Source organism: Burkholderia aenigmatica, assembly GCF_048627025.1.
Taxonomy (GTDB): domain Bacteria; phylum Pseudomonadota; class Gammaproteobacteria; order Burkholderiales; family Burkholderiaceae; genus Burkholderia; species Burkholderia aenigmatica.
Genome location: NZ_CP184470.1, coordinates 1,016,201 through 1,039,443 on the forward strand (window position 1 = coordinate 1,016,201; position 23,243 = coordinate 1,039,443).

At 66.5% G+C, this 23,243-nt stretch carries 18 protein-coding genes and 3 pseudogenes; 7 read left to right on the plus strand and 14 right to left on the minus strand.

Going from position 1 to position 23,243, the window contains the following annotated elements; translation table 11 throughout:
* Positions 1-22 precede the first annotated feature (22 nt).
* Entirely contained in the window at positions 23-445 is a 423-nt protein-coding gene (locus tag ACN8ZM_RS36920; protein WP_420212926.1) for a hypothetical protein, read from the minus strand.
* A gap of 225 nt (positions 446-670) precedes the next feature.
* Between ACN8ZM_RS36920 and ACN8ZM_RS36925 the strand changes: the two are divergent.
* Together ACN8ZM_RS36925 and ACN8ZM_RS36930 are read left to right on the plus strand one after the other, a co-directional pair.
* A pseudogene (locus ACN8ZM_RS36925) lies at positions 671-1,176 on the plus strand (transporter); the annotation flags it as partial.
* Positions 1,146-1,244 (plus strand): annotated as a pseudogene (locus tag ACN8ZM_RS36930) (TlpA family protein disulfide reductase); the annotation flags it as partial. The pseudogenes ACN8ZM_RS36925 and ACN8ZM_RS36930, both read left to right, overlap by 31 nt.
* Positions 1,245-1,366: 122 nt before the next feature.
* On the opposite strand, the pseudogene ACN8ZM_RS36935 reads toward ACN8ZM_RS36930, so the two are convergent.
* Together ACN8ZM_RS36935 and ACN8ZM_RS36940 are read right to left on the minus strand one after the other, a co-directional pair.
* A pseudogene (locus ACN8ZM_RS36935) lies at positions 1,367-1,588 on the minus strand (tyrosine-type recombinase/integrase); the annotation flags it as partial.
* 217 nt (positions 1,589-1,805) lie between these two features.
* On the minus strand, positions 1,806-2,369 hold the full coding sequence (locus ACN8ZM_RS36940) for an Arm DNA-binding domain-containing protein (protein WP_420212927.1): 564 nt from the start codon (positions 2,367-2,369) through the stop codon (positions 1,806-1,808).
* Between the two features lie 300 nt (positions 2,370-2,669).
* Between ACN8ZM_RS36940 and msrB the strand changes: the two genes are divergently transcribed.
* The 4 genes from msrB to ACN8ZM_RS36960 all read left to right on the plus strand — a co-directional run bounded on the left by msrB (position 2,670) and on the right by ACN8ZM_RS36960 (position 7,263).
* Entirely contained in the window at positions 2,670-3,200 is a 531-nt protein-coding gene (gene msrB, locus ACN8ZM_RS36945) for a peptide-methionine (R)-S-oxide reductase MsrB (protein ID WP_122950303.1), read from the plus strand.
* Between the two features lie 35 nt (positions 3,201-3,235).
* The gene (locus ACN8ZM_RS36950) at positions 3,236-5,107 is read left to right on the plus strand and encodes a cytochrome c biogenesis protein DipZ (protein ID WP_420212928.1); all 1,872 of its coding nucleotides are present in this window, start codon (positions 3,236-3,238) and stop codon (positions 5,105-5,107) included.
* A 57-nt stretch (positions 5,108-5,164) separates the two neighbouring features.
* Entirely contained in the window at positions 5,165-5,908 is a 744-nt protein-coding gene (gene msrA / locus ACN8ZM_RS36955) for a peptide-methionine (S)-S-oxide reductase MsrA (RefSeq protein WP_301767131.1), read from the plus strand.
* A gap of 239 nt (positions 5,909-6,147) precedes the next feature.
* Positions 6,148-7,263, plus strand: coding sequence for an aromatic ring-hydroxylating oxygenase subunit alpha (locus ACN8ZM_RS36960; RefSeq protein WP_301767130.1), 1,116 nt, complete (start codon positions 6,148-6,150; stop codon positions 7,261-7,263).
* Between the two features lie 34 nt (positions 7,264-7,297).
* Here ACN8ZM_RS36960 and ACN8ZM_RS36965 read toward each other — a convergent pair whose 3' ends face one another.
* The 8 genes from ACN8ZM_RS36965 to ACN8ZM_RS37000 all read right to left on the minus strand — a co-directional run bounded on the left by ACN8ZM_RS36965 (position 7,298) and on the right by ACN8ZM_RS37000 (position 18,029).
* Positions 7,298-7,687: a cytidine deaminase gene (locus ACN8ZM_RS36965; RefSeq protein ID WP_089454138.1), complete on the minus strand. Its 390-nt coding sequence runs from the start codon at positions 7,685-7,687 to the stop codon at positions 7,298-7,300.
* Positions 7,688-7,795: 108 nt separating this feature from the next.
* On the minus strand, positions 7,796-9,112 hold the full coding sequence (gene deoA, locus ACN8ZM_RS36970; RefSeq protein WP_420212929.1) for a thymidine phosphorylase: 1,317 nt from the start codon (positions 9,110-9,112) through the stop codon (positions 7,796-7,798).
* A 39-nt stretch (positions 9,113-9,151) separates the two neighbouring features.
* Positions 9,152-10,426: a NupC/NupG family nucleoside CNT transporter gene (locus ACN8ZM_RS36975; protein ID WP_043185528.1), complete on the minus strand. Its 1,275-nt coding sequence runs from the start codon at positions 10,424-10,426 to the stop codon at positions 9,152-9,154.
* 349 nt (positions 10,427-10,775) lie between these two features.
* Entirely contained in the window at positions 10,776-12,233 is a 1,458-nt protein-coding gene (hydA, locus tag ACN8ZM_RS36980) for a dihydropyrimidinase (RefSeq protein ID WP_043185523.1), read from the minus strand.
* A 52-nt stretch (positions 12,234-12,285) separates the two neighbouring features.
* Positions 12,286-13,794 carry an NCS1 family nucleobase:cation symporter-1 gene (locus tag ACN8ZM_RS36985; protein WP_089454136.1) on the minus strand — a complete coding sequence of 503 codons (1,509 nt, stop codon included), beginning with the start codon at positions 13,792-13,794 and terminating at the stop codon, positions 12,286-12,288.
* A 100-nt stretch (positions 13,795-13,894) separates the two neighbouring features.
* Entirely contained in the window at positions 13,895-15,211 is a 1,317-nt protein-coding gene (gene preA, locus ACN8ZM_RS36990) for an NAD-dependent dihydropyrimidine dehydrogenase subunit PreA (protein ID WP_043185517.1), read from the minus strand.
* A gap of 64 nt (positions 15,212-15,275) precedes the next feature.
* Positions 15,276-16,613, minus strand: coding sequence for an NAD(P)-dependent oxidoreductase (locus ACN8ZM_RS36995; protein WP_420212930.1), 1,338 nt, complete (start codon positions 16,611-16,613; stop codon positions 15,276-15,278).
* A 135-nt stretch (positions 16,614-16,748) separates the two neighbouring features.
* The gene (locus ACN8ZM_RS37000) at positions 16,749-18,029 is read right to left on the minus strand and encodes a Zn-dependent hydrolase (RefSeq protein WP_420212931.1); all 1,281 of its coding nucleotides are present in this window, start codon (positions 18,027-18,029) and stop codon (positions 16,749-16,751) included.
* A 356-nt stretch (positions 18,030-18,385) separates the two neighbouring features.
* Between ACN8ZM_RS37000 and ACN8ZM_RS37005 the strand changes: the two genes are divergently transcribed.
* Entirely contained in the window at positions 18,386-19,084 is a 699-nt protein-coding gene (locus ACN8ZM_RS37005) for a TetR/AcrR family transcriptional regulator (protein ID WP_089454133.1), read from the plus strand.
* A 75-nt stretch (positions 19,085-19,159) separates the two neighbouring features.
* On the opposite strand, the gene ACN8ZM_RS37010 is transcribed toward ACN8ZM_RS37005, so the two are convergent.
* From ACN8ZM_RS37010 to ACN8ZM_RS37020, 3 genes are read right to left on the minus strand one after another with little or no spacing between them, the layout of a single operon-like run.
* Positions 19,160-19,780: a hypothetical protein gene (locus tag ACN8ZM_RS37010; protein ID WP_420213341.1), complete on the minus strand. Its 621-nt coding sequence runs from the start codon at positions 19,778-19,780 to the stop codon at positions 19,160-19,162.
* On the minus strand, positions 19,758-22,322 hold the full coding sequence (locus ACN8ZM_RS37015; RefSeq protein ID WP_420212932.1) for a fimbria/pilus outer membrane usher protein: 2,565 nt from the start codon (positions 22,320-22,322) through the stop codon (positions 19,758-19,760). The genes ACN8ZM_RS37010 and ACN8ZM_RS37015 overlap by 23 nt, the downstream gene beginning before the upstream one ends.
* Positions 22,322-23,107: a fimbria/pilus chaperone family protein gene (locus ACN8ZM_RS37020; protein ID WP_420212933.1), complete on the minus strand. Its 786-nt coding sequence runs from the start codon at positions 23,105-23,107 to the stop codon at positions 22,322-22,324. Before ACN8ZM_RS37020 ends, ACN8ZM_RS37015 begins: the two co-directional genes overlap by 1 nt.
* Positions 23,108-23,243 lie beyond the last annotated feature (136 nt).

Sequence of the window (23,243 nt, forward strand, 5' to 3'; positions counted from 1 at the left end):
GGTGCTGCACCGATCCCCCTCGCTACCGCGGATAGATTTCGAGCGTGGCGACTTCGAGCTGTTCGCCCGTGCGGGTATGGAAATGCAGCGAGAAACGTCCAGTGATGCCAACCGGGACGATATCCAGCGATTGCGCGCTGCCGGACGCGCATGCGGCGAAAGCACCGGGTATCTCGTGCACCATCAGTACGCCGGGCTCTTTCGACTGCACGTTGATATGGGCCGGTACACCTTCGCGAATGGCGATGACCGTTCTTTTCCAAGATGCTTGGTCCCGGTCTATGGAGACGGTAAAGTGCTGTTGATCCGGGAGTGTTGAAGACGCCCACGACAGATGCCGCACGACGCCGTAGGTCAGCACCAGCGCTGTCACTGTGGCAATCAGCGCGAAGTATCGGCTGCGGTGACGCGGCTTTCTTTGCTCGGTGTGGGTGCTTGGTTCCATGAGCGCTCTCGCCACTTCGTGTGGCTCACTTATTCAACCCGCGATAGGGTGGGTATCGGCTCGATGGATATTAGTGAGCGACGCAGCGCGAAGATATCTGCTTGTTGCGAACTATCCAGAAATTGCGTACCGGATTAACCCTAATCCGTTGCATACCCACATATCAAAGCAATAAAGAGCACCACTCTTCTAGGGAAAACCACAGTGCCCACCACGTCGCTGCACATGGGGTCAGTAAGAGTTCAGTCAGTTTCGCAATTTGCCGCAGGGCACGCGTGCGCCGCCCCCGGTTGTTCGCTCCGCAATGATGCCGCGATGGGCTACTCGGCTATTCCGGGCTGGTGCATCAGCTTCGACTATACCTACCACCGCAGAACCAGTTGCGCAGCGGTACGCACGCTGTCACGCCGGCGCAAGCCGCAAGCATCAACGACGCGGGTGGCAACGACCGCAGCCAGACGACCGACGGCGCAGTCACTTTTGATCAACTCACCCCGGTCAGCATCACCGGCGTTACCGCGAGCGGCTCGGCCGACATCAAGCTGATCACCATCTGCCACGGCTCCCTGCCCACGCACCACTTGGGCGTGTAGTTGGACGTCAAGCTCCCGACCGACCGCTACGGCGGACAGATCGTGCTGACAGGCAACACCGTTGGGAGCAACGTGGTGTTTTCCAACAGCGGCCCGAACGGGCGGGTGAGCGCAACGGCATGCTGGCCGACAACGGGTGGGGCTCGCGTGAACCCGCGTGGACTGCCGAGAGCCTTGATCGGATTGTCACGTCGCTGTTGCACTGAAAGACAGATTGTGGCGGTGTTGCTCTCCGGTAAGAAATCTGGCGCACACCCTTCGCGCGTTGCCGGTCACGGATCGCCTTGCACGTTGTATGAATAGTGACATGCGGAATCTTGCCCTGTTGCGACGGAAATACGTATTCGCGACGTGCATCACCCTCCGGCAATCCCGCACGCACGACCTGCTGTGCCGCGAACTGTGCAAGGACGAAATCTGACAAATGAATCGCAATCTCTGCGCTTGACTTCGTACGCTCCTTCGGAATCGTCCAAGTCCGTGCCTTGAAGTCAAGATCAGCCCATCGAGTCACGAGTGTTTCACCGACTCGCGTTCCGCACGCAAGCATCACCCATACCACCGACTCAATTGGAACGTGGAAGCCGTGCGGCAGGAACAAGCTTACCTAGCACGCAGATTTCATCGTCCGTCAGCGTCCGACTACGTTCGTTATCACGCACCGGATCGTAATCGCCCGACACGACATCCTCTTTCGCGAGCGCGAGTACATCACAGTCGATCAGTAAGCGCTTCCACGGTTGGTTACGTTCACCCCATCGAATCATTTATTGGATGGTTACCAGCATTTCCACCGCTTGCCGGTTGTACCCAACGTCGGAGATTGCGGTAAGCAGCGGCAGAACGTTCGACGCAAACACATCTGTGATCTTGTGTGCACGGAGGGCCGGCAGCACATGTTTTTCCATTGCCCCTCGCAGCATCCGACCGCCATCCTTTCGGCCTTTCCTGCCTCTCTTCTTGTTGATGGTCACGAACCAAGCATCGAATAAATCTCCGAGCGTGAGTTCCGCTGTCGCCGCTTTTTCAACCTTGACCTGTCGTTCACGCTTCTTCGCTTCAAGATAGTCCACACCGTCGCGCCCACGTGAACGAATCGTCGCCGCGGCTGCGCGTGCATCCTCTAGCGACAACTGTCCTTCAGTCATGGTGCGCCCCCACGCCTTGCCGAGCGGCTTGTCGTGTTGCTTGCCATTAATGCTGACGCGAACGAGCCTGGTTTTCGAGCCATCCGGGCCGATGCGCAGGAACAGCCCGCGCCCGTCCGGGAGGAAATACAGCTTCCCGATCGCCTTTGCAGCTTCGATTTGTCTAACCGTCAAAGCACCCATGATCGCCCTCCTTTGATGTCGCGACCAGGTCGGCCCGCGCATCTCTAAGCAGAGCCTACCCCACATCGCAAACACTAAAAAAACACTAAAAAGTTGCGGCTCGTGGCGGATTTTCGCGGAACTTGGCAGACCACATATTTCCCGCAAACCGTTGTCAGACGGGGCTTCGACGGATTTCAACAAACTAGCCGGATCACCCAGAAAACAATCACAATTCATTTAACTTTCCGTGAGGACTTCGACACCGGCCGCTGACTACGATGGGCGCATGTTTTCAGGACCTGCCGCCAGGAGCCCATCATGCCTACCCGCAGACATCTGCTGTTCGCCGGCGCCACCGGCCTCGCCGTGCTCGCGACGCTGTCGTCCGTCGGCCGCCGCGCGCTGGTCGGCCGTGCGTTCGCCGCGCCGCCGGCCACCCCGCAAACGGCCGCCCCTTTTGAGGTCACCCTCAGCGACGCCGAGTGGCATCGCCGGCTCACGCCCGCCCAGTACACGATCCTGCGCGAAGCCGGCACCGAGCGGCCGTACACCAGCCCGCTGAACGACGAGCACCGGCAAGGCACGTTCGCGTGCGCCGGCTGCAACCTCGCGCTGTTCTCGTCGGCCACCAAGTTCGACAGCCATACGGGCTGGCCGAGCTTCTGGAAGCCGCTCGACCACGCGGTCGCCACCACCACCGACGCGTCGTTCGGGATGATCCGCACCGAAGTGCACTGCCGCCGCTGCGGCGGCCATCTCGGCCACGTGTTCGACGACGGCCCGCAACCGACCGGCCTGCGCTACTGCATGAACGGCCTCGCGCTCGCCTTCCACCCTGCCGCCGCCTGATCCGGCCCCACTCCTGACCGACTGGAGAACGCACCATGCTGCTCATCGTCCTTGCCTACCTCGGCGGCGTGCTCACGATCCTGAGCCCGTGCATCCTGCCCGTGCTGCCGTTCGTGTTCGCGCGCGCCGACCAGCCGTTCGTACGCACCGGCCTGCCGTTGCTCGCCGGCATGGCGCTCACGTTCGCCGTCGTCGCGACGCTCGCCGCCGTCGGCGGCGGCTGGGTCGCGCAGGCCAACCAGGCCGGCCGCTGGGTCGCCATCGTGCTGCTCGCAGTATTCGGCCTGACCCTGCTGATGCCGCGCCTCGCGGAGCACCTGACGCGCCCGCTCGTCGCCGCCGGCAACCGGCTCACCGGCTTCGCGCAGCGCGACGGCCGCCCGGCCGGCCCGCTGTCGTCGCTGCTGCTCGGCGTCGCCACCGGCCTGCTGTGGGCACCGTGCGCGGGCCCGATCCTCGGGCTCGTGCTGACCGGCGCCGCACTGCGCGGCGCAAGCGTCGGCACGACGCTGCTGCTGATCGCGTATGCGGCCGGCGCGGCGACCTCGCTCGGCGTCGCGCTCGTGATCGGCGGCAAGGTGTTCGCCGCGATGAAGCGCTCGCTCGGCGCCGGCGAATGGATCAAGCGCGGGATCGGCGTGGCGCTGCTGGCCGGCGTCGGCGCAATCGCGCTCGGCCTCGATACGGGCGCGCTCGCCCAACTGTCGACCGTCACGACGGGCGGGCTCGAGACGAAGCTCGTCGACCGGCTCGGCGGGCGTTCGAACGGCGCACCGGCGGCGATGGCCGCGGCGGTCAACCCGGCGGACAACGCGGCAAACGGCGCCGCGAACGGCTCGGGTGGCGCGATGATGGCCGCGACTGCCGATGCCGCGCAGGCCGGCGGCGCGATGATGCGCGCGGTGGATGCGACGCATGCGCCGGCCGCGCTGCCCGTCGAAGGCAAGCTGCCGTCGCTCGACGGCGCGGTGCAGTGGCTGAACTCGCCGCCGCTGACGGCGGCCGGCCTGCGCGGCAAGGTCGTGCTGGTCGATTTCTGGACCTACTCGTGCATCAACTGCCTGCGCACGCTGCCGTACACGAACGCGTGGGCACGCAAGTACGCGCCGTACGGGCTCGTCGTGATCGGCGTGCACGCACCGGAGTTCGCGTTCGAACGCGACATCGGCAACGTGAAGAAGGCCGTGCACGACCTCGGCATCGACTACCCGGTCGCGATCGACAACGGCTATTCGATCTGGCGCGCCTTCAACAACGAATACTGGCCGGCGCACTACTTCATCGACGCGCAAGGGCGCGTTCGCCATCACCACTTCGGCGAAGGCGAATACGCGCAGTCGGAACGCGCGATCCAGTCGCTGCTCGCGGAAGCCGGGCATCCGGAAGCGCTGAACGTGCCGCTCGGGCTGGCCGGGGCGCCCGCGAAGGGCGCGCTCGCGGCCGCCGACAGCGCGGACGTGCGCTCGCCCGAAACCTATGTCGGCTACGCGCGGGCCGAGAGCTTCACGTCGCCGGGCGGCGCCGTGCGCGATGCGGCACACCGCTACGACGCGCCGGCCCGGCCTGACCTCAACGACTGGGGCCTCGCGGGCACCTGGAATGTCGGCGCCGAGCGTGCGTCGCTCACCGCTCCCGACGGCCGGATCGTCTACCGCTTCCACGCACGCGACCTGCACCTCGTGCTCGGCCCGGGCGCGAACGGCCAGCCCGTGCGCTTTCGCGTGACGCTCGACGGCGCGGCGCCCGGTGCCGCGCACGGCGCCGACGTCGACGCGCAGGGCTACGGCACCGTCACGGGCCAGCGCCTTTATCAGCTCGTCCGGCAGCCGGGTGCGATCGCCGATCGCACGTTCGCGATCGAGTTTCTCGATCCCGGTGTCGATGCGTATGCATTCACTTTCGGTTGATCGCGTGCGCCGCCACCTGGCCGCCGTGTTCCCCGCCCCATTCGACAGGAGCAAAAGATGATCCCGACCTCCACTCGCGATGCCGCTGCGCAACGGCGCACGGCGATGCTGCGCCGCATCGGCGCCATCGCCGTCGCGGCCGCCGCCGTGTTCGGCTACCAGCGCATCGTCAATTCCGCCGAGCCGATGCGCACCGTGCCCGCGCCGACGCTCGACGAAACGCCCGGCGCATCGCACGACGAGACGGCCGTGCTCGCCGGCGGCTGCTTCTGGGGCGTGCAGGGCGTGTTCGAGCACGTGAAGGGCGTGAAGCAGGTCACGGCCGGCTATGCGGGCGGCGCGTCCGAAACCGCGCACTACGCGCTCGTCGGCTCGGGGCTGACCGGGCACGCGGAATCGGTTCGCATCGTCTACGACCCGACCCGGATCACGTACGGCCGGCTGCTGCAGGTGTTCTTCTCGGTCGCGCACGATCCGACCGAGCTCAACCGGCAGGGCCCCGACGAAGGGTCGCAATACCGGTCGGCGATCTTCCCGACCACCGCGCAGCAGCGCGCAGTCGCAACCGCCTACATCGCGCAGCTCGGCACCGCGCACGTGTTTCCGGCGCCCGTCGTCACGCGCGTCGAGGACTACAAAGGGTTCTACCCGGCCGAGGCCTATCACCAGAACTACCTCGAACTGCATCCCGACGCACCGTACATCGCGTACAACGACATGCCGAAGATCGCCGGGCTGAAGCAGTACTTCCCGGCGCTGTACCGCACCGACGCGGTACTGTGGCGCGATGCGCGCTCGTGACCGTCTCCCGGCCGCGTGACGGGGTGACGCCCGCCGCGCGGCCGAGGCCCGTACGGCCACGCACGGCCAGTGCGCGCCGCCTTCGCCCAGGGTTGCGCTGCATCAACGAAACCGCGGCTGCCGTGCCGGGGCAAACCCGCATCGCGTCCGCCGCGACAGGCAACTTCGCGTAGACTTCTCCAGATCCCCGCCGCGTCATGTGGCGCCCGGAATCCCAGTCCAGCCTGGAGACGTCACGCATGCGTGCAGTGCCCTTCCCCGACAGCGGCACCCTTGGAGAACCCTCATCCGGCGCGGCCGTGCGCGACCTGCGCCGCGTGCCGATTCATCCCGATCACTGGTACCCGCTCGCGTGGTCGCGCGAGCTGAAACGCGGCAAGACGCTCGGCGTGCGCTTCGCCGGCGATCCGATCGTGCTCGTGCGCACCGAATCCGGCGCCGTGTACGCGCTCGAGGATCGTTGCGCGCACCGCCAGGTGCCGCTGCACGCGGGCGTCGTGAGCGGCGAGACGCTGCGCTGCTGCTATCACGGCTGGACCTACGCATGCGACAGCGGCCGCTGCGTCGACGTGCCCTACCTCGGCCGCGAGCGCCTGCCCAACGGCGTGCGCGCCTATCCGTGCCGCGAAGCGCACGGGCTGATCTTCGTGTTCCCGGGCGACGCGACGCTCGCCGACTCGCAGCCGTTCCCCGCGCTCGATTCGGCGGACAACCGCGCATACAAGACGCGCCGCTTCGGCCGCGAGGTCAAGTGCCACTACTCGTTCATGCACGAGAACCTGATGGACATGAACCATCAGTTCCTGCACCGCAAGCAGATGGGGCAGATGCGCGCGCGCGCGCTCGGCCGCCGGCGCGGCGACGACTGGGTCGAGGTCGACTACACATTCGCGCGGCTGGAAGGCAAGCAGCCGGTCGGCGAGGCGCTCGTGTTCGGCGCCAGCAAGAAGACGGCCGAGCAGTCCGACAAGAGCGTGATGACGGTGCGCACCGGCTATCCGTACCAGACGCTGCAGATCCGCTCGACCGAAGGCACGCTCGTGATGGACCTGTGGATCGTCTACGTGCCGCTCGACGCGGAACAGCGTACCAACCGCACGTTCGGCGTGCTGTCGATCCACAAGCCCGGCGTCCCGTTCGCACTCGATCTCGCGTGGCCGCTGCTCGTCTGGTTCACCGAGCGCATCTTCCGCGAAGATCGCTGGATCGTCGAGCGCGAGCAGGAAGCGCACGATCGCCAGGGCGCCGACTGGAACCACGAGGTGTTTCCGGTCATCAACGAGTTGCGCGACCTGCTGCGCCAGTGCGGCGCACGCACGGTGATTCCGATCCACGACGCGCGCGACGGCGCGTGATGCGTGCGGCGCGTCTCGTGAGGAAGGCGCGCCGTTACAACCGGAACGCGCCCGGCAGCAATGCGTGGGCCGTCGTGACTTCGACGGCCCCTTTCAGGTTGGCCAGGATCACCTCGATGTCGGGCGTGCCGATCTCGATGATCACCTGACGGCACGCGCCACACGGCGCGATCGGGCCATCCGTGTCGCCGACGACCGCAAGCCGCGTGAAATCCCCCGGACGATAACCGGCGGCGATGGCCGAAAACATCGCCGTGCGCTCCGCGCAGTTGCAGAGCCCATAGGACGCGTTCTCGACGTTGCAGCCATGAAAAATCGTCCCGTCGCGCGCCTGCAGCGCCGCGCCGACCTTGAAGCGCGAATACGGCGCATACGCGCGTTCGCGCGCCGCCTTCGCCGTTTCGATCAGTTCGTGTCGTTCCATCTCGTCATGCCTCCGATTGTGTGCCGGGACGGTTCGGCGCAGCCGCATCCCGGCCGTCACGATACGCCCGTGACGTGAAGCGATCCCTGTGTCTGCCCCCGCGCTCGGTCAGCCGATCCGCTGATAGAGGGTTGGCGGCGCGTCACCCGTCTCGCCCAGCACGTAGCTGCGCTGGATCGCGTCCACCGCGTGTGCCGCGGCAGCGGCATCGCGGGCATGCACGTAACCGAGCGGCTGGCCGGCTTCGACACGCTGCCCGATCTCCGCGAGCGCCGTCAGGCCGACGCGGTAGTCGATCGCATCCGCCGCGCGTGTACGCCCGCCGCCGAGCGCGACGACTGCCAGTCCGAGCGCGCGGCAATCGACCCGCTGCACCACGCCGCTCGCGCGCGACGGAACGGGTACGATCACGTCCGCCTGCGCAAGATGACGCGCGGGCGCATCGAGCAGGTCCGCGGGGCCGCCGAGCGCCGTGACCATGCGCGCGAAGCGTTCCGCCGCCGCCCCCGAATCGAGCGCGTGCTGCAACTTCGCGCGCGCTTCCGCAACGTCGCGTGCCAGCCCGCCGGTGACGAGCAGCTCTGCGGAAAGCGCCATCGTGACGTCATGCAGGCGCGCCGGTCGCGACGTGCCCGTCAGGTAGTCGATCGCGCACGCCACTTCGAGCGCATTGCCCGCGCACGGCGCGAGGGAGTGGTTCATGTCGGTGAGGATCGCGGTCGTCTTCATGCCGGCGCCGTTGCCGACGTCGACGATGCTGCGGGCCAGTTCCGCCGACTGCTCGGCGGTCGGCATGAATGCGCCGGAGCCGACCTTGACGTCCATCACGAGCCCGTCGAGTCCCGCCGCGAGCTTCTTCGACAGGATCGACGCGGTGATCATCGCGACCGACTCGACGGTCGCCGTCACGTCGCGAATCGCATAGATGCGCATGTCGGCCGGCGCCAGCCGCGCGGTCTGCCCGATGATCGCGACGCCGACGTCGCGCACCGTGCGGCGAAACGCGTCCGTATCGGGCGTCACGTCGTAGCCGGGTATCGCGCTCAGCTTGTCGAGCGTGCCGCCGGTATGGCCGAGCCCGCGCCCCGAGATCATCGGCACGTAGCCGCCGCACGCGGCCACCATCGGCCCGAGCATCAGCGACACGACATCGCCGACACCGCCAGTCGAATGCTTGTCGATCACCGGCCCGTCGAGATCGAGCGCGCGCCAGTCGAGCACGTCGCCCGAGTCGCGCTGCGCGAGCGTCAGCGCGACGCGCTCGTCGGTGCTGAGGTCGTTGAAGAACACGGCCATCGCAAACGCGGCCACCTGGCCCTCGGTCACGCTGCCGTCGGTCACGCCGCGGACGAACGCGGCAATCCCGTCACGATCGAGCGGCTGCCCGTCGCGCTTCCGGCGAATGAATTCCTGCGGTAAAAACATCGTTGCCTCTCCTCGGTCGGTCGGAGTCTGCTGCGCGGTTCAATGCAGCGAGAAGAACAGGCCGGCAATCGCGGCGCTCATCAGGTTCGACAGCGTCGCGGCCGTCAGCGCGCGCAGACCGTGCCGCGCGACTTCCGAGCGGCGCTCGGGCGCGACCGCGCTGAAGCCGCCTGCGAGAATCGCGATCGACGAGAAATTCGCGAAGCCGCACAGCGCGAACGACACGATCGCGAGCGTCTTCGGGTCGAGCACCTGCAGGCCGGCCGCCGCGACGTGCGCGCCGCCCTTCAGGTACGGCGACAGGTCGCCATACGCGACGAACTCGTTGAAGATCAGTTTCTCGCCGATGAAGTTGCCGGCCAGCGTCGCGTCGTGCCACGGCACGCCGATGATCCACGCAAGCGGCGCGAACAGGTGGCCGATGATACCGACCAGCGTGATCTGCGGAAAGCCCGCGAACGCGGCCACGCCGCCGACAATGAGGTTCATCAGCGCGATGAGCCCCACGAACGCGATCAGCATCGCGCCGACATTGATCGCGATCCGCAGCCCGACCGACGCACCGGACGCCGCGGCCTCGATCACGTTGGCGGCGCGCTTGTCGTCGAAGTCGAGCCCGTCGACCACGACGCGGCTCGGCTCGACCGTCGGATACAGCAGCTTGCCGAACAGCAGCCCGCCGGGTACCGCCATGAACGACGCGGCGAGCAGGTATTCCATCCTCACGCCGAGGCCGGCGTAGCCGACCAGCACCGAGCCTGCGACCGACGCCATGCCGCTTGCCATCACCGTGAAGATCTCGGCACTCGTCATGTTCCGCACGAACGGCTTCACGAGCGCGGGCATCTCGCTCTGCCCGAGAAAGATCGTCGCCACCGCCGAGCACGCCTCGATGCGGCTCACGCCGAGCAATTTCGACAGCGCCGCACCCAGAATCGCAACGATCCACTTCATTACGCCGATGTAGTACAACACCGCGATCAGCGCAGTCACGAAGATGATCATCGGCAGCACGCGCAGGCCGAACACGAACCCGCCGTCGCCGAACAGCTGGAACATCCGGCTGTCGACCAGCCCGCCGAACACGAACGCGATGCCGTGATTGCCCATGTCGAGCACGCGATTGACGCCGTTCGCCGCTGCCGCCAGCGCCGTGCGGCCCGACGGCACGAACAGCACCAGTGCGCCGATCGCCAGCTGGGTGCACAGCGCGGCGATCATGGTCCGGCCGCTCACCGCGCGCCGGTTGTTCGACAGCAGATAGGCGACCAGCAGCAGGAACAGCATACCCAGGAGACTGCGCAGAATATCCACCTCGTACTCCTTGCTCTCGATGTTGTTGGACTGTTCGGCGGGCGGCCCGGCCCGGCACACCTGCGCAACGCCGTCGGTGGATATTACTCGCCGGCATGCATGCCGACAACGCAAACAAAATGGCCGCGTTTGCGCGGCGTCGCGTGTTGCGTCGACTTGCTCAGTTCTTCTATGTACCGGGAGATCGGCAAGACGAGATCACGCTCAATTCGTCCCAAATATTGAGAGAATTGACGCGATGCGGAGAGGAGGCAGGTTCGGGCCGGAGCGGTGCCGGCACGAACGGGAAAGCAGGTTCAAGCACGGGGCGTGTCGTTCGAACCGACACGCCCCACGCGAGATGCGCCGTTCAGCCGGCGCGCTCGACCGGATGCGGTTCGCGCAGCCGGTTCGCGATCCGCGCGGCCTCGTAGTAACTCGCCGCCGGCGGCCGCTTCAGATAGCGGCCTGCGCCACGCACCGCGCGCAGGTCGCCGTCGGCCCAGGCGAGCGCGCCGCGCGTCAGCGTGTGCGTGGCGACGCCCTGCACCGTCATGCCCTCGAACACGTTGAAGTCGACCTGCTGGTGATGGGTCTTCACCGAGATCGTCTTCGTCGCGGCCGGATCCCACACGACGAGATCGGCATCGGCGCCCACCTGCACGGCGCCCTTGCGCGGATACAGGTTGAAGATCTGCGCGGCGTTCGTCGACGTGATCCGCACGAACTCGTTCGGCGTGATGCGGCCGTGATTCACGCCGTGATGCCACAGCACCGACATGCGATCCTCGACCCCGCCGCAGCCGTTCGGGATCTTCGTGAAATCGTCGCGGCCCATCGCCTTCTGCGACGCGCAGAACACGCAGTGGTCGGTTGCCGTCGTGTGCAGTTGCCCCGCCTGCAGCCCGCGCCACAGCGCCTCGCGATGCTCGGCCGAGCGGAACGGCGGGCTCATCACGTGCGCGGCGGCCCGCGTCCAGTCCGGATCGCGATACACCGCCTCGTCGATCACGAGATGGCCCGGCAGCACCTCGCCGAACACGCGCAGCCCTTCGCTGCGCGCACGCGCGATCGCATCGACCGCGTCCTTCGCGGACACATGCACGATATACACGGGCACGCCAAGCACCTGCGCGATGCGGATCGCGCGGTTCGCGGCCTCGCCCTCGACCTCCGGCGGCCGCGACAGCGGATGCGCCTCCGGCCCCGTCATCCCGCGCGCGAGCAGCGCCTTCTGCAGCTGGAACACGAGCTCGCCGTTTTCCGCGTGCACGGTCGGCAGCGCACCGAGCTCGAGCGAACGCGAGAAGCTGTTCACGAGCACCTCGTCGTCGGCCATGATCGCGTTCTTGTACGCCATGAAATGCTTGAAGCTCGACACGCCATGCTCGCGCACGAGCGTGCCCATGTCGCGGTGCACGCTGTCGTCCCACCACGTCACGGCCACGTGGAAGCCGTAGTCGGCTGCCGCCTTCTCCGCCCAGCCGCGCCATGCGTGGAACGCGTCCATCAGCGGCTGCTTCGGGCTCGGGATCACGAAGTCGATGATGCTGGTCGTGCCGCCCGCGAGCCCGGCGGCCGTCCCCGAGTAGAAATCGTCGCTCGCGGTCGTGCCCATGAACGGCAGTTCCATGTGCGTATGCGGATCGATGCCGCCCGGCATCACGTACTGATCGTGCGCATCGACGACGGTTGCGCCGGCCGGTGCGTCGATCTGCTCGGCGATCTGCAGGATCGTGCCGCCGTCCTCCGGGGCTGCGCAGAGCACGTCCGCGCGATAGGAACGGTCCGCATCGACCACGGTGCCGCCGCGAATCAGGATTGCCATTGGGTTGCCTCCTCGTTGGCTGTCGGGTGCCGCATCAAGCGCATCGCGTGCGTCATGCGCTCGCGATCTGCGCGTGCTGTCCGGCGCGCCACTTCATCCAGGTGCCGTACACGCATGACGCCAGCACGAGGCCGACGAACCACGCGTACGTGTAAAGCGTGTTGAAGAACGCCGGCACGTTCGGAAATGACGCCGGAAATGCCGTGTGCAGGAAGCCGGGCAGGTTCGGCAGCACGCCGATCGCGAGCGCGGCCAGCGCAGCCGGATTCCAGCCGCGCGCGTAGCTGAAGCCGCCGCGTTCGTCGAACAGCGCGCGCGTGTCGAGCCGCGTGCCACGAATCAGGAAGTAGTCGACCATCAGGATCCCCGCCACGGGCCCGAGCAGCGCCGAATAGCCGACGAGCCAGGTGAAGATGTAGCCGTCCGTCGTCGCGAGGATCTTCCACGGCATCATCACGATCGCGATCGTCGCGGTGATCATCCCGCCGGTGCGGTACGAGATCGCCTTCGGCCACAGGCTCGAGAAGTCGTAGGCCGGGCCGACGAGATTCGCGGCGAGGTTGCAGCACATCGTGTCGAGCGTGAGGATCACGAGCGCGATGCCCACGCCGATGCCCGTCATCCGGCTGGTCAGGTCGATCGGGTCCCAGATCGCGTTGCCGTAGATCACGACGGTCGCCGACGTCACGACGACCGATACCACCGACAGCAACGCCATCGGCAACGGCAGCCCGATCGACTGCCCGATCATCTGGTCGCGCTGCGAATGCGCGAAGCGCGTGAAGTCGGGAATGTTCAGCGCGAGCGTCGCCCAGAAGCCGACCATCGCGGTCAGGCCCGGCCAGAAGGTCGCCCAGAACAGCCCGGCCTTCTTGCCGCCCGCCGCGAACTGCGACGGCGCCGACAGCATCGTGCCGAAGCCGCCCGCCTTCGACGTCGCCCACCACACGAGCGCCACGCACATCACGACCTTGATCGGCGCGGACCAGCTTTCGAGCCAGCGGATCGAATCGGTGCCGTGCCAGATGAAGTAGAGCTGCAGCGCCCAGAACACGAGGAAGCACGCGAGCTGCCCGACCCCGATGCCGACGATCGGCAACGCCGCGCCGTGCAGCGCGTTGCCGGTCAGGATGTTCAGCAGCGTATAGATCGCACTGCCGCCGAGCCAGGTCTGGATTCCGTACCAGCCGCACGCAACGATTGCCCGCAGCAGCGCAGGCAGCTTCGCGCCCTGCGTGCCGAACGACGCGCGTACGAGCACCGCGTACGGAATCCCGTGCTTCGCGCCTGCATGGCCGATCAGCAGCATCGGCACGAGCACGATCAGGTTGCCGAGCAACACGGTCATCACCGCCTGCCACGGCGACATGCCTTCCTGGATCAGCCCGGCCGCGAGCATGTACGACGCGATGTTCATCACCATCCCGACCCATAGCGCCGCGAAGTGATACCACTTCCACGTGCGCTGCGCCGGCGTCGTCGGCGCGAGGTCGTCGTTGTACAGGCTGCCGCCCTGCGCCGCGGCGCTATCGGGATCGGCGGGATTCGCTGCGTGATTCATCGAACGCACTCCACTGAAACGTCAGCGCCGGCATCATGCGATGCCGGCCCGGGTGGAACGAAAGGCGGCGATGCAGGATGGCCCGCATCGCCGTACGCCGTCAAGCAGCCTTCTTCGCGTGCTTCTCGGGTGCCGCCGCGCCCGCACTCGCCCCCGCCTCCGCGCTCGCCGGATTGTTCGGATGCGTGGTCCAGTTCGCGTAGTCACCCGAATCGACACGCTCCATCGTGATGCATTGCTCGACCGGACACACATGCATGCAAAGATTGCACCCGACGCATTCCGAGTCCACCACTTCGAAGTGGCGCACACCGTCCTTCGTCGCCGTGATCGCCTGATGCGACGTGTCCTCGCACGCGATATGGCACAGCCCGCACTGGATGCAGCGGTCCTGGTCGATGCGCGCCTTGATGTCGTACTTCAGGTTCAGGTATTTCCAGTCGGTCACGTTCGGCACCGCGCGGCCGCGAATGTCGTCGAGCGTCGCGTAGCCCTTCTCGTCCATCCAGTTCGACAGCCCGTCGGCCAGATCCGACACGATCCGGAAGCCGTAGTGCATCGCGGCGGTGCACACCTGCACGCTGCCGGCGCCGAGCACCATGAACTCGGCCGCGTCGCGCCAGTTCGAGATGCCGCCGATGCCCGAGATCGGCAGGTTCGGCGTTTCCGGATCGCGCGCGATCTCCGCGACCATGTTCAACGCGATCGGCTTGACCGCCGGGCCGCAATAGCCGCCGTGCGTGCCCTTGCCGTCCACGGTCGGCATCGGCGCCATGTGGTCGAGATCGACCGCGACGATCGAGTTGATCGTGTTGATCAGCGACACGCCGTCCGCGCCGCCCTTGTACGCGGCGCGCGACCCCATCCGGATATCGCTGATGTTCGGCGTGAGCTTCACGAGGCACGGCAGCTTCGTGCCTTCCTTCACCCAGCGCGTGACCATCTCCACATATTCGGGTACCTGTCCGACCGCCGCGCCCATCCCGCGCTCGCTCATCCCGTGCGGGCAGCCGAAGTTCAGCTCGACCGCGTCGGCGCCCGTATCCTCGACGAGCGGCAGGATCCATTTCCAGTCGCGTTCGTTGCACGGCACCATCAGCGACACGATCAGCGCGCGGTCCGGCCAGTCGCGCTTCACCTGCGCGATCTCTCTCAGGTTCACGTCGAGCGGACGGTCGGTGATCAGCTCGATGTTGTTCAGCCCAGCGATGCGCTGACCGTTCCACTGCACCGCGCCGTAGCGCGAACTGACGTTGACGACATGCGGATCGAGCCCGAGCGTCTTCCAGACGACGCCGCCCCAGCCCGCCTCGAACGCGCGGTTCACGTTGTAGGCCTTGTCGGTCGGCGGCGCGGAGGCGAGCCAGAAGGGATTCGGCGAAGTGATGCCCGCGATGGTGCAGCGAAGGTCGGCCATGTTCGGCTCCGTGAGAATGGGGTCGTGTTCGTTGTGCTCGTGGTGTGTGACGCACCTGATGCGGTCACGCAGCCTTCGCGTCGCGTTCCGCGAGCGCCGCGTCGATCGACGCAGCCGCGCGCTTGCCGTCCTGCACGGCCTGCACCGTGAGGTCGACACCGCCCGTCGCCGCGCAATCGCCACCGGCCCACACGTCGGGCCAGGCGGTGCGCCCGTCCGCGTCCACCGCGATGCGCGCGCCGTCCGCCGTCAGCAGCGCGGTGTCAATGGCATTCGGCACCAGCGTCTGGCCGATCGCCTTCAGCACCATGTCCGCCTCGACGGTGAAGCGCTCGCCTGACGCCGCCTCGAATTCGACACCCGTCACCTGCCCGTTCGCGCCCGCCATCCGCACGGGCTTCGCGTGCGTGACGAGCGTGACGCCGCTCTTCTGCGCAAACTCGCGCTCGGCCCACGTCGCGCTCATCGCATCCACGCCGCGCCGGTACACCATCGTCACGCGCTCGGCGCCGAGCTTGCGGCTCTGCACCGCCGCATCGATGGCCGTATTGCCGCCGCCGATCACGACCACGCGCCGCCCGACCGGCACGTTCTCCAGCGCATCGGCCTGCCGTACCTGCTCGATGAAGTCGACGGCGTTCATCACACCAGCCAGTTGCTCGCCGTCGATCGAAAGCGCACGCACGCCGCCGAGGCCCATCGCGAGAAACACCGCATCGTGCTGCTCGCGCAGCGCGTCGAGCGTGATGTCGCGGCCAAGCGCGACGCCGGTTTTCAGCGTGATGCCGCCCACCGACAGCAGCCACTCGACCTCACGCTGCGCGAAATCGTCGACGGTCTTGTACGCGGCGATCCCGTATTCGTTGAGGCCGCCGGCCTTCGGGCGCGCGTCGAACAGCGTGACGCGGTGCCCGGCGAGCGCAAGCCGGTGCGCGCACGCGAGACCGGCCGGGCCCGCGCCGACCACCGCGACATGGCGGCCCGTGTCGGGCGCGCGCGTGAAGCGCACCGCGCCGGTCTCCATCGCCCAGTCGGTTGCATGCCGCTGCAGCGCGCCGATCGCAACGGGCTGCGCATCCTGATGGTTGCGCACGCATGCGCCTTCGCACAGGATCTCGGTCGGGCACACGCGAGCGCACATCCCGCCGAGCGGATTCGCCGACAGGATGTCGGTCGCGGCGCCCTTCAGGTTGCCGTTGCCGATCTTGCGGATGAAGCTCGGGATGTCGATCTGCGTCGGGCAGGCCTGCACGCACGGCGCGTCGTAGCAGTAGTGGCAGCGGCTGGCGGCGGCCGCTGCGGCAGTCGGATCGAGCAGCGGCGCGATATCGGTGAATTCGCACGAGAGTTGCGTGGACGACAGGCGATGCGCGGCGATATCGCCGGTTGGCTGGGTGCTCATACGCGTTCCTTCGACTGGGTGGAGACAAAGCCGTCCCCGCCGGCTGTGAATGCACAGTCGGGGCGGTCGTTCTTAGGAATGCTACGGTCAGGCTGTCAGGCATTGAGCAGCCTGCCGGCTGCTACGGTCCCTGCGTCATGAAACCGGCTCGCATGCGCGCGACAGCATCGCGTGCAGCAGCACGTTCGCGCCGGCCTCGATCCATGCGGGTGTCGCGTCCTCGATCTCGTTGTGGCTGATGCCGTCGACACACGGCACGAACACCATCGACGTCGGCGCGACCTGCGCGAGATAGCACGCATCGTGGCCGGCACCCGACACGATGTTGCGATGTGAGTAGCCGAAGCGATCGGCCGCGCCGCGCACCGCTTCCACGCAGGCGGGATCGAACGCGACAGGCTTGTAATAGAAAATCTGCTCGAGCGCGGTCTCGAGCCCGATCTCGCCCGCGATGCGTGCGACGCCGTCGCGCAGCGCGGCGTCCATCTTCGCGAGCACGGTGTCGTCCGGATGACGGAAATCGACCGTGAAGAACACGCGGCCCGGAATCACGTTGCGCGAGTTCGGGTGCACCTGCATCATGCCGACCGTCGCGCAGCCGAACGGCGCATGATCGAGGCCGATCCGGTTGACGAGATCGACCACGCGCGACGCGCCGAGCAGCGCGTCGCGGCGACGCGGCATCGGCGTCGGCCCCGCGTGCGCTTCCTGGCCGGTGAACGTGATCTCGTACCAGCGCTGCCCCTGCGCATCCGTCACCACGCCGATCGTCTTGCACTCCGCTTCGAGAATCGGCCCCTGCTCGATATGCAGTTCGAACGCCGCGTGCAGCTTGCGCCCGCCGCACGGCACGTCACCCGCGTAGCCGATGCGCGCCAGCTCCTCGCCGATCGTCTTGCCGTCCACATCCTTGCGCGACAGTCCGTATTCGAGCGAAAACACGCCCGCGAACACGCCGGATGCGACCATCGCGGGCGCGAAGCGCGAGCCTTCTTCATTGGTCCAGATCACGACCTCGACCGGATGCTCGGTCTCGATGCCGTGATCGTTGAGACTGCGGATCACCTCGAGGCCGCCGAGTACGCCGTAGATACCGTCGAAGCGGCCGCCCGTCGGCTGCGAATCCGCGTGCGATCCCGTGACGACCGGCGCCGCATCGGCCACGCGACCCGCGCGGCGCATGAACACGTTGCCCATCGTATCGACCGTCACCGTGCAGCCGGCGGCCTTCGCCCAGCCGACGATCAGGTCGCGGCCGGCCTTGTCGAGATCGGTCAGCGCGAGGCGGCACACGCCGCCCTTCGGCGTGGCGCCGATCTTCGCGACTTCCATCAGGCTGTCCCACAACCGCTTGCCGTCGACCTTGATCGACGTGTCGAAAGCTGCCCGCTTCACTGTTTCCGATACCGCGTTCATTCGTATCGCTCCTGTGGGGTCGGTGATGTCGTCAGCCCGGTCTGTGCCGGTGCATGTCATGCCTGTTTCGGCGCACACCTGCGCTTGCGTGGTGCATGCCCGGGTCGCTTGCAAAGATCGTCCGACGAATCGGGCCGAAAGGTTTCCGCCGTTCATCGAATCCTGTCCGATTGGACAGGTTTTAGACGATCAAAATGACCAAATCAATGACTTTCTTGCGTGAATGAATGGAGCGAGAACCGTGCCATCGCAACGCAGCATGGCGATGAATGTGCGATGTCCGCACACGTGCGCGCGATGCGAATCAGCGGCTAGAATGAAGCCCAACGCGGCACGCCCGCCGCGCGAGGGCAACGATGAGACATGACGAGGCGGCAACCGAAGCCACCGACAGCGATGAAACGCCCGCGCCTTTGCGGCGACGCAAGGCGCACATCCGCGAGTCCAACGAAGCGCATCTGCTCGCCTGTGCGGAGGCCGTATTCGCGGAACGCGGGCTCGACGGCGCGAGCACCGCGATGATCGCGGAGCGCGCCGGCCTGCCGAAAGCGAACCTGCATTACTACTTCCCGACGAAGCTTGCGTTGTACCGCCGCGTGCTCGACGACCTGTTCGAGGACTGGCATCGCGCCGCCGGCACATTCGAGGCCGACGACGATCCCGTCGAAGCGATCGGTGCCTACGTGCGCGCGAAGATGGCGCTGTCACGGCGGCGGCCGCTCGGCTCGAAGGTCTGGGCCAACGAGATCATCCACGGTGCGGAGCACATGCAGGACATCCTGTCGGAACGCGTGAAGCCGTGGTTCGATACGCGCGTGAAGGTCATCGATGGCTGGATCGCGCGCGGGCTGCTCGCGCCGATCGACGCGCATGCGCTGATGTACCTGATCTGGGCCACCACGCAGCACTACGCGGATTTCGATGCGCAGATCCGCGCGCTGAGCGGCAAGCGGACGTTCACGCAGAAAGCGTTCGACGAGAAGACCGAGCAGGTCGTGCAGCTTGTGATTCGCGCATGTGGTGCGGTGTCGCCGGAGGCAAAGCGACCGGCATGAGCACTTTCGCACGCGCTGCGCCGCTGCGTGGCTCATCTCTGCGCTGCCACGGGAAGCCTCGACGGCCGGTTGCCTTCAGAACGGAACCAGCTCCACGGCGTGGCTACTGGACCAGTGGGATTCGTTGTTGAGGACTTCGATCGCGCTGCGCGGAATCACGGGCTCCAGTTCCAGTTGCAACGTCAACCGGTTGCCCGCCGCCGGCACGCCTTGCGCCAGCACCACGACGCCCGAGCCTGGATGCAAGCCGACTTTTCCGGCCTGCTCCGACGGTTGCTGACCGGCATGCTCCACACGGCCCAATGCAACGGACTTCCCGTCCAGATTGGCGTCGCCGGCTGTCACGGAAAGCACGCCCTGCTGACCGAACCGGAACGCGCCGTCGTCCAGCGCATCGCCGCGCACGAAGATCGCCATGCGCACCGACTCCTTGCAGACGATGCTCACGGAAACCAGACGTTTTCCCAACGAGTATCCTCCGGCCGATGCGGGCTGCCCCAGAATGGTTTGCCGGTACTGAGCACCGTAGTCCAGCTGCGCATGCCCGGCATGCATCTGGCAATTGTCCGCGGCCTGCGCGGCCCCGCTCAGGCTCAATCCCGCACACATCGTCCACGCCCACCGGCGGATACATTTCGGTTGTCGCAACATATCGTCTCTCGAAGCCACGGGCTCATTGAAGTGTGCATCGGGCATCGGCGCTTTCGAACAGCGCGCCGGAGCCGGTGGGCTCGGGCAACGCATACTGCAACTGGCACTGCCTGCCGTCCGGCAAAGCCACCGACAACGCCTCGTTTCCTGCACCGTTGTTCAGAAACACCTGCCCCTGCTCGAGCACCATACCGACATACCGCTGGCGGCCATCCAGCACATAGGCGCCGGCGGGCAGCGGATTGCCGTCGGCGTCGCGCGCGTTGAGCAGCACCCGGCGCACGCGGCTGAGCTGGAAGTCGATCCGGTTCACGGACCCGCGTCCGGGCTCGACCTGCTGGAACCCGTTGGCGATGTCGACGTTGCGCGGCAAGGAGCGGGTCATCACCTCCACGCGATTGCTGCTGTATGCGGAGAGCCGGGACACCACGGCACGCCCCCAGCGGTCGGTCCACACCGGCCCTTGCGGCGTGTTGATCTTCACGTTCGATACGCCCGACGCCGACACGATGCCGAACGTGTCTTGCACGGGATATGGCGAAAGCGTCACCCCGTCGGCGTGCAGCACCACGCCGCCCGAGGCCCCGGCGTAATACGATCGGGCGCGCCCACCGGTATCGGAAAAGCCCAGGTTGACCTGCGCAATGCGCGGCGTCGCGGCCATTTGCCCGGACACCGCGTTGCGCCGGTCGCGCGTATTGCGGTCCACGTTCACCGAGTAATTCAGGTGATCGCCGATCCGCTCGCTGTAGCTGGTGCCGAATCGCGTATAGCCGCTCGTATTGCTGGCATAGGTGCGGACGCTTCGTTTGCCGAACGGGATGCTCAACGACGCGTAATAGGTGTTGCCGGGCCTGTCGTACGCGTGACCTCCGTAACGTCGGCCCTCCCGGCGCGGGCTGAGATCGCGCTCCACGTTCAGCGACACGGTGCCGAACGCGAAGCTCTTTCCCCACGACAGGTTCAGCCGCTGCGTACGCTCCCCGTTCTGTTGATTCGCGAATGAATAGCCGAAGGTCAGACCGCCCAGCCTGGAATCGGACCAGGCCAGCGCCGCGGTATGCCGGCTCCGGTAGCGCGATGCGGCAAACCCGGCCCGGCCGGTATCCACGGTGAAGTCGTCCAGCGTGCGATAGCCGTTGCTCTGATACGCACTGCTGAAATTCATGCTCAGGTTCTCGTGCAGGCCGCCGAAAATGCCCGAGACCTCGATTTCCGTGCCCGACTTGCCCGCGTCCATCGACACGCGCTGCTGCAGCTTGACGCTGCTCGAGCGCGACACGCGCATATCCGCGCCCCAGCTGCCGGCCTGGTAGCCGGGCGCAAACAGTGCGGCGGCGCCGACGTTGCCATGCTTGCCGAGCGCCCAGTTGCCGCTCGCGCTCGCCACCCACGGATTGCGGGCCTTGTTGCCGTCGAGATTGCGACTCTTGCCGAGCGCGAACGCATAGCCTGGCTGCTGCCCGAGCGCCCCCGCACTGATCGACGCGGCGGGCACCACGAAGCTGCGCCGCGCGCCGTCGGATTCGATGACGGTCACCTCCAGGTCGCTGCTGTTGTTCAGGAGCGGCAGGTCGGTGAGCGCGAAAGGGCCGACCGGCACGACGGTGGTATAGATCAACCCGCCCGCCTGGCGCACTTCGACACGCGCCTGCGATTGCGCCACACCTTCGACCATGACGATGTTGCGCGTCTGCTTACCCAGCGCCGAATCGGGAAATATCTGGACGCCGGTCAGCGGTGCGCCGGTCAGTACCGAGTTGGCGATGTTGATCTGTCCGACCTGCGCCGTGGCGCCCCAGCGCAACCAGGTTCGCTGGCCATAGGCGTACAGATGTCGACTCTGGAATCCGGCGTGATCCTGGCTTTGAGAATAGGCGCGACTGCGCAGGATCCAGTCGCCAGCATTCACGCCGAGTTCGGAGTTCAGCGACAGGAAGTTCGAGCCCGGCATGCCGCTCGCCTCGCTGCGCATGGTCATCAGCTCGTAGTTGAGCAGCGCGGCGTTGCCGCCCCGGCTGTAGCCGGAGAAATCCGCTGCGGCCTGACGCAACGCCGTGGTTGGTACGACCAATCGCGCTTCTTCCCGCCCCGGCTTGAGCGTCACGTCCGTACCGGGGAAGGCCTGAGCGAAGTCGTAGCACGTGTCGGGCTCCGATTCGCCGGGCATCGCGTACTTCGCGTCGGGTACCACCAGTCCGGCCGCATCCAGAATCGCGCGGTCGAAGCACAGCGCGCCGTCCTCGTCGAACCGCGTATTGATCCGCCCCCTCCGAATGTCGTTGACGTAGACGACGACACGGCTGCGGCCCGGCCGAAAACGCGGCGCATCGCGAAAATACTCGGCGATCTGCGGATCGAGCCCGCGTTGCTGCAGGATGCTCGTATCGAAGATCGCATCGGCCGCGCCTGACTCGGCCGTTGCTTGTGCAGCGGACGCCGTGTCTAGCGGCGCAACCACCTGTGCGTGTGCCCGTGGCGAATAGGTTCCGGCCAGCAATAACAACAGCGATGCGGCCGTGCCGCCGCAGTACACGCTCGATTCGCGCTGGCGCCGTATTCTGCGCGTCGCGCGATCGACACGCATTACGGTTGCCTCGCGGTATCGACGAGCGGAGCGTCGTAGGTGTCGACCTCGTAGCCGTATATCGTCGCGGGCGACAGCCTGACGCTGGCTGCGCGCGCGCCCGTCCCTGGCGGCAACGGCACTTCGACGGCACTGCCAGGCAGCACGTAGGTCTTGCCCAGATCCACCGCGGTCTTTTCCGGCAAGAGTTGCACGCCTTGCCCCAGACGCACCACGTACGGGCTGTCGTTACGCACGCGCAGTTTGCCGTCCGCCACCGACCACTGCAGCAGCGTCCATGGCGAGGTGTGCTTCGCGAGCGTGGCGGGATGCACGATCAACGGCAGGTTCTGGCGGATCGTCATGCTGATGCGCGCCTTGCCGTCCGGGCCTTTGGGCGGAATGCCCTCGAACGTCACGCGCTTGAGCCGTTGCACCTGGAGCGGCGCCGGGCTTTGCAGCATGAAGCGCACCAGTTGCGTATCCTGACCTTCCACGCGGCTCACCGGCGGCACCGCTACGACCAGCAATTCCTGGTCGTCTGGTGTGTTCTGTATCGTTGTGTGCAGCAACAGCGGAATCGACTCCGTGTTCTTCACGTTCATGGTCGTTTCGCCGTCCGCTTCGTTCAGGATCACCACGGACGATTCGGGGAGGACGCCGGATGCCAGTGCAATGCTCGGCACGCTCAGGATGATCGGCAGGATGCCTGTCAGAACGGACTTTGCCAATGCGCGCTGGCGTGGAGCAAAAGAGCGGACATGGGAAGCAGACCATGACGAGAAGCGCAGCGCACGGTTAAACATTATTCGCAATCCTATTTAAATTATCTTGAAAAATAAAAATGCATGTTGCACCGATGAGCGCAAGAAAATTCGTCGATCCGGCGGCCGACGCCGGATGACACTCAAATAGGTAGATCAGAAGGGAGCGGGCTCTTCA

Excerpts from the sequence above, each read along its gene's own strand:
- ACN8ZM_RS36920 (WP_420212926.1), bottom strand. The coding sequence starts at position 445 with ATGGAACCAAGCACCCACACCGAGCAAAGAAAGCCGCGTCACCGCAGC.
- ACN8ZM_RS36940 (WP_420212927.1), bottom strand. The coding sequence starts at position 2,369 with ATGGGTGCTTTGACGGTTAGACAAATCGAAGCTGCAAAGGCGATCGGG.
- msrB (WP_122950303.1), top strand. The coding sequence starts at position 2,670 with ATGCCTACCCGCAGACATCTGCTGTTCGCCGGCGCCACCGGCCTCGCC.
- ACN8ZM_RS36950 (WP_420212928.1), top strand. The coding sequence starts at position 3,236 with ATGCTGCTCATCGTCCTTGCCTACCTCGGCGGCGTGCTCACGATCCTG.
- msrA (WP_301767131.1), top strand. The coding sequence starts at position 5,165 with ATGATCCCGACCTCCACTCGCGATGCCGCTGCGCAACGGCGCACGGCG.
- ACN8ZM_RS36960 (WP_301767130.1), top strand. The coding sequence starts at position 6,148 with ATGCGTGCAGTGCCCTTCCCCGACAGCGGCACCCTTGGAGAACCCTCA.
- ACN8ZM_RS36965 (WP_089454138.1), bottom strand. The coding sequence starts at position 7,687 with ATGGAACGACACGAACTGATCGAAACGGCGAAGGCGGCGCGCGAACGC.
- deoA (WP_420212929.1), bottom strand. The coding sequence starts at position 9,112 with ATGTTTTTACCGCAGGAATTCATTCGCCGGAAGCGCGACGGGCAGCCG.
- hydA (WP_043185523.1), bottom strand. The coding sequence starts at position 12,233 with ATGGCAATCCTGATTCGCGGCGGCACCGTGGTCGATGCGGACCGTTCC.
- ACN8ZM_RS36985 (WP_089454136.1), bottom strand. The coding sequence starts at position 13,794 with ATGAATCACGCAGCGAATCCCGCCGATCCCGATAGCGCCGCGGCGCAG.
- preA (WP_043185517.1), bottom strand. The coding sequence starts at position 15,211 with ATGGCCGACCTTCGCTGCACCATCGCGGGCATCACTTCGCCGAATCCC.
- ACN8ZM_RS36995 (WP_420212930.1), bottom strand. The coding sequence starts at position 16,613 with ATGAGCACCCAGCCAACCGGCGATATCGCCGCGCATCGCCTGTCGTCC.
- ACN8ZM_RS37000 (WP_420212931.1), bottom strand. The coding sequence starts at position 18,029 with ATGAACGCGGTATCGGAAACAGTGAAGCGGGCAGCTTTCGACACGTCG.
- ACN8ZM_RS37005 (WP_089454133.1), top strand. The coding sequence starts at position 18,386 with ATGAGACATGACGAGGCGGCAACCGAAGCCACCGACAGCGATGAAACG.
- ACN8ZM_RS37010 (WP_420213341.1), bottom strand. The coding sequence starts at position 19,780 with ATGCCCGATGCACACTTCAATGAGCCCGTGGCTTCGAGAGACGATATG.
- ACN8ZM_RS37015 (WP_420212932.1), bottom strand. The coding sequence starts at position 22,322 with ATGCGTGTCGATCGCGCGACGCGCAGAATACGGCGCCAGCGCGAATCG.
- ACN8ZM_RS37020 (WP_420212933.1), bottom strand. The coding sequence starts at position 23,107 with ATGTTTAACCGTGCGCTGCGCTTCTCGTCATGGTCTGCTTCCCATGTC.